Source organism: Levilactobacillus hammesii DSM 16381, from assembly GCF_001434395.1.
GTDB lineage: Bacteria > Bacillota > Bacilli > Lactobacillales > Lactobacillaceae > Levilactobacillus > Levilactobacillus hammesii.
On the sequence record NZ_AZFS01000001.1, the window covers coordinates 1 to 3725 of the forward strand.

The following is a 3725-nucleotide window of genomic DNA, read 5'->3' on the forward strand; positions in this document are numbered from 1 at the left end:
ATTAATAGATTGTGTATTAAAAAGCACTAGTTGTATTACTAGTGCTTTTTTGTTATTGTTTTCCAGAATTGATAGAGGGAAAGATGTGATTCTTTGTAGTTTCGATAAAGACTACCTAAGTTTTCTGCCCAGCCGCCGTTCATAAAATATGCTCCAATTCCAAGAAATATCAATACTCCAATAATTTTTATAATGTTCATGTACTTTTCTCCTTTCTGAAGGTGTTTTGTATATTTTTATTTTGATTATACTCTGCTATGAAGAAGAGTTGAAAGCTTGCTGTCTTTGATAATTTATTTATCAAGATGATATTTGGCTACCCAACTTTGATAGGAATCTTCATGAAGCGAGCTTGCTATGTAATAGCCCGCCGGAGGTTTTTCTAGCCGGATAATAGGCGTGGAAAAATAGCAGTTCTCCCAGTAGGAAGGGAGAACGCTACTACCTCGTAGAGCCCACACTTTAACTTGTAAAGTATAGTGGGCTATACCTTGCATGGAGGTTTGCCGAATTATGTGCTATGCTCTAACCAAATTTAGCTGTTTGGGAATGGAGTGGTTAGGTGAGTTATTTAGTTGCTAATATGCAGAAATTGAAAGCTGACAATCTGGTTGGTTTGGGTAATCATGATCAACGTCGAACACAGAATCACAAAAATACCGATATTGACGTTGACCGTTCTGCTTTAAATTATGATTTGGTCGCTGGTCGGACTAATCATTTCAAAACAGATATTGCGGCTTATATTAACGAGCATAAAACCAGTCAGCGAGCGGTTAGAAAAGATGCGGTCTTGGTCAATGAATGGATCATCTCAAGTGATAGTCCTTTCTTTGCCGATTTAACGGCGGCTGATACGCGCAAATATTTTGAAACAGCGAAGGACTATTTTGCTGAAAAATTTGGTGAAGAAAATATTCGCTATGCGATTGTTCATCTTGATGAGAGTACTCCACACATGCATATGGGGATTGTCCCGTTTGATGATGAGTATAAATTGTCTGCTAAACGAGTTTTTAATCGCACAGCTTTGCGAGATATTCAAGATCAATTACCGACTTATTTGCAACAGCACGGTTTTAATGTTCAGCGTGGGGTTCAAGAATCGGAACGTAAAAGTTTAACGGTGCCAGAATACAAAGCTATGCGGGAAGATTTGAAAAATGCGACGCTTCAAAAACGAGAAATACAAGCTGAGCTTGAAGATGCCAGAAAACGCCTTGCTGAACTTAAACCTCGTGATCAGCAGGAAATTGAGAGCAAACCTACTCTTTTAAGCAAGGATAAAGTGGTTGTTAGAAAAAGTGATCTTCATGACTTAGAATCTCGAGCAGCTGTCAGTGATATTTATAATCAACAACAGAACCGTTTAAAACTTGATAATCAAAGCTTAAATTATCAACTGCTTGAAGTTAAAGACAATAATTATGATTTAAGCAAGAAAAATGAGAAGCTCCAAAAATTAGTGGATACGTTACAAGGAATTGTTCGGAGCGTTGACCGGTTCTTACAGCGCAAATTAGGTGTTGGCTTACCAAGTGAGTGGCTAGAACGAGCTGGACTAAAAGAACCGTCTAAAAAAGCCCCTCAGAGGCCGCAGGAGCGTTCAGAGGGACACCATGAGGAATTAGATGGTCCAAGCCTTTAGATTCCTTTACCGGTTAAAAGGCTTGCTAGATATGCTATTTTAGCTGTTATTTTTTGTCTATTTGATTACCTAAAAGTCCTACTAATACTCCACATACTATTAAGACATATCCTGTTATATTGTGATAAGGCCAATTGTAATGGTTACTTGCCCATAAAATAAATAATAAGGCGATGATCAGTATACTTCGAATCCATAGGCTATTTTTCATATATAACCAATCCTTATTTCCAACCGAAACTTTTAACGACTGTATTACTTTCTATTGTTTGATCGTTTGCGTGTGCTTGAATAGCGGGAAAACTAGTAGCTAAAAGTGTTGTACCAACAATAGCAAAGGTAACTGATTTAATAATTTTCATGAGTATATTCCTCCTTAAAATATTTAGTACAATTATATTTTATTGCTCAAAGTAAGCGTACTCAATAAAAATGTTGAGAGGCTAATGCTGCCGCTGTCAATGGTACCGGACGAGCGGAGCGTGGGAGGATAAGGAATTGACAGCATTACTCGAATCTAGACACTAACCGGCTTGCCGGAACAAGTAGATTTACCACTTGTTCCGCCTGCCACACGGCGAGTGGGAGTGAGTTTGAGCGGGGAACCCCGCTCAATTATAGGGTCAAGCTGGTACAGCTTGGACTGGGTTCGGGGCGTCAGCGCCCGAGGGCTTGGAAACTGGTCGATTTTGACCAGTTTCTTCTTATCTTGATACTACTACAAACAACGTCATTTTTTGGTTTTACTGTAAAGCGTTGACAGGCCGGCGTTTATAGTGCATAATTTGGCTTATTAAAGTTGACTGAGGGTTTTGAACTTTTATTGACTCAGTTGTCTTAGATTATTTAAAAAACTGCATAAAAAAACTCACGTGGAAATCCTAACTTTGGCGAGCAGGACACGTGAGCTAATCAATAATATACGTGAGATAAGTCTACTGACAAGTGAGTTATTTGTCAACGTTGACTATCTAAAGTCTATTTTTAAACTTTACGAATGTGATTAGCTCCAAGCCACGTGAGAAATTCATTGCTGGATTGGAGCTATTTTTATGTCAAAAAAGATTCTAAAAGATATTAGTCGTAACGGAAAAGAACGGCCGTGGCGTGAACGTAAATTGGAAAACTTACAGTACGCGGAGTATTTGAGAATACTTAATTTTAAAAAAGCTAATCGTGTTAAAGAATGCGGTGAAGTATTGAGATTTGTTGCTGATGATGAGGGCCGACTGCGGCTTTATCAGACATGGTTTTGTAAGAGTCGATTGTGTCCATTGTGCAATTGGCGTCGCTCAATGGGACAATCTAATCAGTTAATGCAAGTTTTAGACGAAGCTCATAAGCAACGAAAAACGGGTCGCTTTTTGTTTTTAACGCTGACGGCGGAAAACGCATCTGGCGAAAACTTGAAACAGGAAGTCAGAAAAATGGGGCGGGCAATTTCTAAGCTGTTTCAATACAAGAAACCGGCCAAAAACTTGTTGGGTTATGTGCGTTCAACCGAAATTACGATCAACAAAAATGGGACTTATCATCAGCACATGCACGTGCTGCTTTTCGTTAAACCAACGTATTTTAAAGATTCAGCAAATTATATTAATCAGGCAGAGTGGTCAAAACTTTGGCAACGGGCTATGAAGTTAGATTATCAGCCAATTGTTAATGTTGAGGCTGTTCGCTCGAACAAGGCTAAAGGTAAAAACTCGTTAATTGCGAGTGCACAAGAAACCGCTAAATATCAAGTTAAGTCCAAAGATATTTTGACGAATGACCAAGAACGTGACCTGCAAGTGGTTGAGGATTTGGAACAGGGATTGGCGGGGTCACGTCAAATTAGTTATGGTGGGTTATTTAAAGAAATTCGCAAGCAGTTACAACTTGAAGATGTTGATGCTCACTTAATTAATGTCGATGATGATAAAGTAAAAATCGATGAGATGGTTCGCGAGGTCGTTGCGAAATGGGACTATCAGCGTAAAAATTATTTCGTATAGATGGAAAAATTTGTGAAGAAATCAATAATTAATAGATTGTGTATTAAAAAGCACTAGTTGTATTACTAGTGCTTTTTTGTTAT

General features: G+C 38.4%; 4 protein-coding genes. 2 read left to right on the forward strand and 2 right to left on the reverse strand.

The annotated features are described in order from the left end of the window. Positions 1-38 precede the first annotated feature (38 nt). Positions 39-200 (reverse strand): hypothetical protein, encoded by a 162-nt coding sequence (locus FD28_RS13110; protein ID WP_157059786.1) that lies wholly within the window; start codon positions 198-200, stop codon positions 39-41. A 362-nt stretch (positions 201-562) separates the two neighbouring features. Here FD28_RS13110 and mobV point away from each other — a divergent pair, with 362 nt between their 5' ends. Beyond that, on the forward strand, positions 563-1648 hold the full coding sequence (gene mobV, locus FD28_RS00005) for a MobV family relaxase (RefSeq protein ID WP_057731210.1): 1086 nt from the start codon (positions 563-565) through the stop codon (positions 1646-1648). A 224-nt stretch (positions 1649-1872) separates the two neighbouring features. On the opposite strand, the gene FD28_RS13115 is transcribed toward mobV, so the two are convergent. After that, positions 1873-2010 carry a hypothetical protein gene (locus FD28_RS13115; RefSeq protein WP_157059787.1) on the reverse strand — a complete coding sequence of 46 codons (138 nt, stop codon included), beginning with the start codon at positions 2008-2010 and terminating at the stop codon, positions 1873-1875. Between the two features lie 690 nt (positions 2011-2700). On the opposite strand from FD28_RS13115, the gene FD28_RS00010 reads away from it, so the two are divergent. Next, complete coding sequence (locus tag FD28_RS00010) at positions 2701-3642, forward strand: protein rep (RefSeq protein WP_083478067.1); 942 nt, start codon at positions 2701-2703, stop codon at positions 3640-3642. The last annotated feature ends 83 nt before the right edge of the window (positions 3643-3725 follow it).